The 6,087-nt window shown below is 62.9% G+C and carries 5 protein-coding genes and 1 pseudogene; 2 read left to right on the top strand and 4 right to left on the bottom strand.

Features of this window, described 5'->3' with window-relative positions; all coding sequences use genetic code 11:
• Nucleotides 1–64 precede the first annotated feature (64 nt).
• Nucleotides 65–1,063, top strand: a complete 999-nt coding sequence (locus ACX80T_RS16190; protein WP_024476192.1) for a D-2-hydroxyacid dehydrogenase — start codon at nucleotides 65–67, stop codon at nucleotides 1,061–1,063.
• Between the two features lie 205 nt (nucleotides 1,064–1,268).
• On the opposite strand, the pseudogene ACX80T_RS16195 reads toward ACX80T_RS16190, so the two are convergent.
• Nucleotides 1,269–1,601: pseudogene (locus ACX80T_RS16195) on the bottom strand (pyridoxal 5'-phosphate synthase lyase subunit PdxS); the annotation flags it as partial.
• 185 nt (nucleotides 1,602–1,786) lie between these two features.
• Between ACX80T_RS16195 and ACX80T_RS16200 the strand changes: the two are divergent.
• Nucleotides 1,787–2,206, top strand: a complete 420-nt coding sequence (locus ACX80T_RS16200) for a DUF3830 family protein (protein ID WP_084442834.1) — start codon at nucleotides 1,787–1,789, stop codon at nucleotides 2,204–2,206.
• 62 nt (nucleotides 2,207–2,268) lie between these two features.
• Here the strand turns inward: ACX80T_RS16200 and ACX80T_RS16205 are convergent, their stop codons facing one another.
• From ACX80T_RS16205 to ACX80T_RS16215, 3 genes are read right to left on the bottom strand one after another with little or no spacing between them, the layout of a single operon-like run.
• On the bottom strand, nucleotides 2,269–3,504 hold the full coding sequence (locus ACX80T_RS16205; RefSeq protein ID WP_024476189.1) for a M20 family metallopeptidase: 1,236 nt from the start codon (nucleotides 3,502–3,504) through the stop codon (nucleotides 2,269–2,271).
• Nucleotides 3,501–4,754, bottom strand: coding sequence for an aminotransferase-like domain-containing protein (locus tag ACX80T_RS16210; RefSeq protein WP_024476188.1), 1,254 nt, complete (start codon nucleotides 4,752–4,754; stop codon nucleotides 3,501–3,503). The genes ACX80T_RS16205 and ACX80T_RS16210 overlap by 4 nt, the downstream gene beginning before the upstream one ends.
• 3 nt (nucleotides 4,755–4,757) lie before the next feature.
• The gene (locus tag ACX80T_RS16215; protein WP_024476187.1) at nucleotides 4,758–5,939 is read right to left on the bottom strand and encodes a M24 family metallopeptidase; all 1,182 of its coding nucleotides are present in this window, start codon (nucleotides 5,937–5,939) and stop codon (nucleotides 4,758–4,760) included.
• Nucleotides 5,940–6,087: the final 148 nt, after the last annotated feature.

The following is a 6,087-nucleotide window of genomic DNA, read 5'->3' on the forward strand; positions in this document are numbered from 1 at the left end:
AGACACAATTGTCCCCCAGATTGAATGATTGTCAACAATCGCCACGTGCAACTAGAGTGGAGGCGTGGACACGCTAAATAAGACGCCGGACACAACGAGCCGGCCAAAGGTTGTCATTCTGACGACGGAGGGGGTTACTCCTCCTCATAACCTCGATAACATCCGACAGCACGCCGATGTGGTGATGACAGATGCGGCCGGGCTGGCCGGGGCGCTTCCGGGCGCCGAGGTCATTTTTCTCTGGGACTTCTTCTCCACTGCACTACGGGATGCCTGGCAGCAGGCCGATTCGCTTCGCTGGGTGCATGTTGCGGCGGCGGGCGTGGACTCCCTGCTCTTCGATGAACTGCGCGAGTCCGACGTTTTGGTCACCAACGCCCACGGCGCCTTCGACGAGTCCATCGCGGAGTTTGTGCTTGCCTCGGTCCTCGCGCACGACAAGCAGTTGCATATCAGCAAGGACCTTCAGCAGCAGAAGGTGTGGCAGCACCGCGAAGTCCAACGGACAGCCGGGCAGAACGCCCTGGTAGTCGGCACCGGGGGCATCGGTCGGGCTACGGCCAGGCTCCTGAAAGCCGTGGGCCTGAATGTCCTCGGCGCCGGGCGAACCGTGCGCGGCCAGGATGCCGACTTCAACGAGGTGGTTTCCAGCGCAGACCTGGCCAGCCACGCCAGCTGGGCAGACCACATGGTGATGATCGCCCCCCTGACCGAGGACACCCGCGGCATCCTCAGCACCGAAGTGTTGCAGGCGATGAAGCCATCCGCGCACGTGGTGAATGTCGGCCGGGGCGCCCTCGTTGACGAAGACGCTCTGGTGGAGGCCCTCCGGAGCGGTGCCATCGCGGCAGCCTCGCTGGATGTCTTCCATGTAGAACCGCTGCCGGCCGACCACCCATTCTGGGGCATGGACAACGTCCACATTTCCGCCCACATGTCCGGCGATGTCTTGGGCTGGCGTGAGACGCTGGCCCACCAATTCGAAAAGAACCTGGGCCTCTGGCTGCACAGCAGGCCCCTGGTCAACCGGGTGGACAAGAAGCTGGGCTACGTCACGAAGTAGCTCCCCACCCAACCAGGTAGCCCTCTCCCGCACCAGGGAATGACATGCGACGGCGACAGCGCCGCCCACCGTCGTGGGAAGCGCCGTCGCCGTACTCTACTTGAGTGATCAGATTTACTTGCGCGGTGAGCTGGCGATCAGTGCCATGACGGTGTTGTCAGCGAGGGTGGTGGCATCGCCTACTTCATGGCTCTCTGCGACGTCCTTCGATGTAATCCACACCGAGGGTCTGAATGACTTGCGCCTCGACGAGGTGGCCGATCCGGACCTTCGTTATGGCCGGGATGGACACGGCCGCGATGATTGTCTCGATCATGTCCGGATCGGACCTACGGGACACGCCGCACTGGGCGTGGATGTCGGCGGGAACGTGTTCCAGCCCCATGACTGCCATGGCGCCGGTATCCTCAGCAATGCGGGCCTGCCCGACGTTGACGACGTCCACGATGACGCCGCCCTTGAGTATCTCGGCCATGGAGTGCTTCACGCGGTTGCTGCCCCTAACGCTGGTGGATGCAGTTTCTTCGTTTTGGCTCATGCAGGTCCTCTCGACAACTGGACCTGTTTTTTATTGTCGATAATAATACGTCGGTCGAGTGCGTGCCGCCATGAATCCATGAATCATGAAAGAAGGGCGGTGAGATTGTGGACAATCTTGACGCAGCCCACATAGCCTGAGATCAACCCGGAAGTAAGCAGCGTGCACTATTAGTATGCACCTCAATCCCGGGGGCGCTCCTCCTCGACGATGTCGCGCATCGCACCAGCAAAGCGGTCTGGGACGCCCTGCCGCAGAGTAGCCAGGTGTTCCACGGCAAGTACGCCCGGAACGAGATCGACAATCTGTTTCCGGCCTTCGATCCGAAGGAGCCCGGGGCCGAGAACACCACGGTCTCACCGATCCCCTGCGACGTTTGTCAGTTCACATTCACGTCCAATGATCTGAAGACGGCTTCGCATGGCAACGAGGCGGATTCGGACACGGGTGAGGTCCATACCATCGTTGACCTGGCTGTCTTCTGCGGCCGCAGCAACCTGCTGCTCAACGTCGACACGGGCTGGGTTCCCGGAAATGTGTTTGCGCGCGATGAGACGCTGACTTTCTCCCGCGCTGACGACTTTGAGACAAAGCCGGATACCTAAGCGAGGAAGTACGGCTGGCTACACATAACGTGCAGCCAGCCGTTCTTTCATTCTGCGGTCAGTCAGTTAGCGTTGTGCCGCAGGCACATGAGGGCGTAGGCGCGGGCCGCCGCCACAAGCTCGGCGATACTCACCGATTCGTTGACCTGATGGGCCTGGTCGTTGAGTCCGCCAGGTCCCATCACGATGGCGGGGACGCCGAGGTCGCGGGCGATAAAGCCACCGTCGCAGGCAGCCGTCCAGCCGGTGACATCGCTGCTCACGCCGGCGTCGGCCAGTGCGGCGACCGAGTTGGTCACCAGCAGGTGATCCTCGGGAGTTCGGAAGCCCGGCATCTCCATAGTGACAGCTGCCTTCACCGAGATGCCATCAGTATCAATGCGGGCTTCGCTGATCTGCGTGCGGAGCCGGTCCAGAATCAGCTGGGCGTCGTCGTCGGGCATGAGCCGGCGGTCTAGGGAAACGGTGCACTCGGCAGCCACCATGGATGTTCCGGTTCCGCCCCGGATGAGGCCGATGTTCCAGCTTCCGGAGCCCAGCAGGGCGTCCTGGTCTGCCTGCAGCCTGTCGTGGTCCGCACGGACAAGTTCCAGGATTTTTGCGGCGGCGTCGATGGCGTTCCGGCCATCAGCGGGACGGCCGGAGTGGGCCGATTTGCCGGTGACTTTCAGCTCGATGTAGCTGTCGCCGCGGCAGCCGATCACCGTTTCGAGGTCGGTGGGTTCGGCCACCACGCATCCCGAGTAGGGAAACGCCGGATTCGCCAACGCGGCGGAGGTGAAGGCCCGTATGCCAATGCCCAGGTCCTCCTCGTCCACCGTGCAGGCCAGCGCCGCGTTTCCGGGCAGTTCTGCCCCAGCGTCCTTAAGGGCCTTTAGGGCAATGAGGACTGCTGCCAGTCCGCCCTTCATGTCGGTGGAACCGCGGCCGAAGAGTCTGCCGTCCCGTACATATGGCTCAAACGGCGGACGCTCCCAGCCGGTCCCTGCGGGCACTACATCAGAATGGGCCAGGAAAAGCAGACCCGGCCGTGCTCCACCGGGCAGGACGGCCGTGAAATTCGGCCGTCCCGGCGCTACCGTTTGAGTTGCCACTTCAAGGCCTGCACCCGTGCTGAAGCTTTTCAGGACCTCCACCGTTGCCTCCTCGGTGCCGCCGGGGTTTTCTCCGGCAGCGGCTACCAGGGCAGTGGTCAGCGCGACGATGTCGTCCTCGTTGATCAGCTTAAGGACCTGCTGTTCCAAGGCGTGCTGGGCAGGATCCCGCTGTGCCTTCTGCTCAAGAGCGGCAGTTTTCAAGCGCTGGCTCCGTCTTTCCGGGCGTCCAATTCACGGTCCATGGCGCGGCGGAGCCGCATGATGCCTTCCTCCGCCCGTTCGGGTGTGGTGGAGGCGAAGCAGAGCCGCAGGGCGTCGCCGAACTTTCCGCTGGCGGACAGGGCTGGCCCCGGGATGAAGGCTACGCCTTCGGTCAGCGCCGTCTCGAAGAGCTTGGTGGTGGAGATCTGTGCGTCCTCGCCCTGGAGCGTAAGCCAGAGGAAAAAGCCGCCTTTGGGATCGGTGGTGGTGACCCTGTCGCCCAGGTGTCGGCGCAGGCTTTCCTGCATGGAGTCCTTGCGGCGTTTGTACTCAGTGCGCAGACCGGCGAGGTGGCTGTCCAGGCCGCCGCGGCGGATGAACTCCGCAACAATGTGCTGGGCTGGAACATTGGCGCAGGTGTCCATGGCCTGCTTGGCATTGATGACCAGCTGGCGCAACGCGGGATCCGTGTCAACCCAGCCCACGCGCAGGCCCGGGGCCAGGATCTTGGAGAAGGTCCGGACGGAGAACAACAGCGGATCCCCGGGGCTCAGCGCTTGCAGCGAGGGCAGGTCTTCGCCTTCGAAACGCAGCAACCCGTACGGGTCATCGTCAATGATGACCGAGTTCCACTCGTGCGCCAGCTCCAGAAGCTGATGGCGGCGCGGCAGGGAGAGCGTGGTCCCGGAGGGGTTTTGAAAGTTCGGGATGGTGTAGATCGCCTTGGGCGTACGGCCCGCAGCCCTCACCAGCTCCGGCAGCGCCTCCACAATGAGCCCGTTCTCGTCCATGGGTGCCTCGAGCAGCTCAGCGCCGTAGCTCAGTGCAGTGGCGCTGCCATTGGTGTAGGTCGGGCTTTCCACGATGACAAGGTCACCAGGGTTGATGAAGATCTTGCACGCCAGGTCAAGGCCCTGCATGCCGCCGGCGGTAATGGTGACTCGTTCCTCGGAGGTCGGGTCGGAGGTGCCGGCCAGGTATTCCACGAGGGCCTTCACCAGCACAGGCTCGCCCTCGGTGGCGCCGTAGGTCATGGAGCTGTGGTCGATGACCTTGTCCGCGATGTCGCGGAACTCAGCCAGCGGGATGGCTTCGTCCGCCGGAGAGCCCATGGCGAAGCGGACAATGTCGTGCGTCTGCGCGGCCAGCAGGGAAGTGCTGGAATCAATGACCGAGCCTACGAGGTCGGCTGTACGATCAGCCAAAGGCAGTGGGGTGCGGGATCGGGTGGCAAAGTGGTCAACAGTCATGGCCTAGCCGCCTTTCTGGATGAGTTCGCGGGGGTAGCTGGTAAAGGTTTCCACGCCGTCGGCGGTGACGCGGATCGATTCGGAGAGTTCGTAGCCGTAGTTGTCCATCCACATTCCGCCGATCACATGGAAGGTCATGTTCTCCGCCAGGACGGATTCGTCCTCGGAGCGGATGGAAATCGTGCGCTCCCCCCAGTCCGGCGGATAGCCGACACCGATCGAGTAACCAATGCGGGATGGCTTTTCCAGGCCGTACTTGGCCAGCGTCCAGTTCCAGGCCCGGGCAAGCTCGCTCACGGGAACACCGGGCTGCACCTCGGTCAGCACCGCGTTCAGCCCGTCGGCGACGGCGTCGGCCAACTTTCCAAGGCGGTCCGGCTTCTTGCCCAGGGTCAGGGTGCGCGCCAGCGGGACGTGGTAGCGCTGGTGGGCGCCGGCCAGTTCGATGACCACGGCCTGGCCGGCCTCGAAGCGGTCCTCGCTCCAGGTCAGGTGCGGAGTGTCCGCGGCCTCCCCGGTGGGGAGCATCGGCACAATTGCCGGATAGTCTCCGCCGATGCCGCCGGCGCCCTTGATCTGGGCCTGACTGATGGCGGCAGCGGCGTCGCATTGGCGGACGCCGACGTCGATCGTTTCGACGGCAGCCTGCATCGCTGCCATGCAGACCTGCGCTGCGCCGCGCATCAGCTGCACTTCTGCGGGGGACTTGATGGAACGGACCCAGTTCACCAGCTCGAAGCTATCCACCAGGGTCCATTCGGGAATGGCGTTGACGAGGGAACGGTACGCCTTTGGGGAGAAAAAGTGCGAGTCCATTTCCAGCCCCACACAACCCTTGGCTGCGGGGGCGATGAGATAGCGCTCCCGCAGCGCAAAGGCCACCCAGTCAAAGGGATGCACATGCGGCCGGTGGACATACTGTTCCGGGTACCCCACGATGCACTCCGAAGGCAGCCAGCTTGTGCGGGAGGCACCGCTGGCATCCATGGCCCTGGCAAAGAAGAGCATGGGTCCATCAGCAGGCACGAAGACCACCTGCGGGGTATAAAAGGACCACGCGTTGTACCCGGTCAGATAGTAGATGTTCGCCGGGTCGGTTACCAGCAAGGCCGAAAGGCCCTGATTGTCCATCCGAACCCGTGCGCCAGCAAGGCGTACCGCGTACTCCTCTTCGCTGAACAGCAAAGGACACCTCCAAAAACGGCAGTAGATTGTTTACAATCTACTGCATGTGCTCTGAATCACATAACTCGCGTGGATGCTGCCGCGGCATGGGACTGCGCGATCACCTGATTGTTGACAATAAGCAGATGTGACGTGGATCATAGAACGC

It is taken from the genome of Arthrobacter sp. Sr33, assembly GCF_054511195.1.

Bases quoted from the DNA above. Each gene is read 5' to 3' on its own strand.
- ACX80T_RS16210 (WP_024476188.1), bottom strand. From the start codon at position 4,754: ATGACTGTTGACCACTTTGCCACCCGATCCCGCACCCCACTGCCTTTG.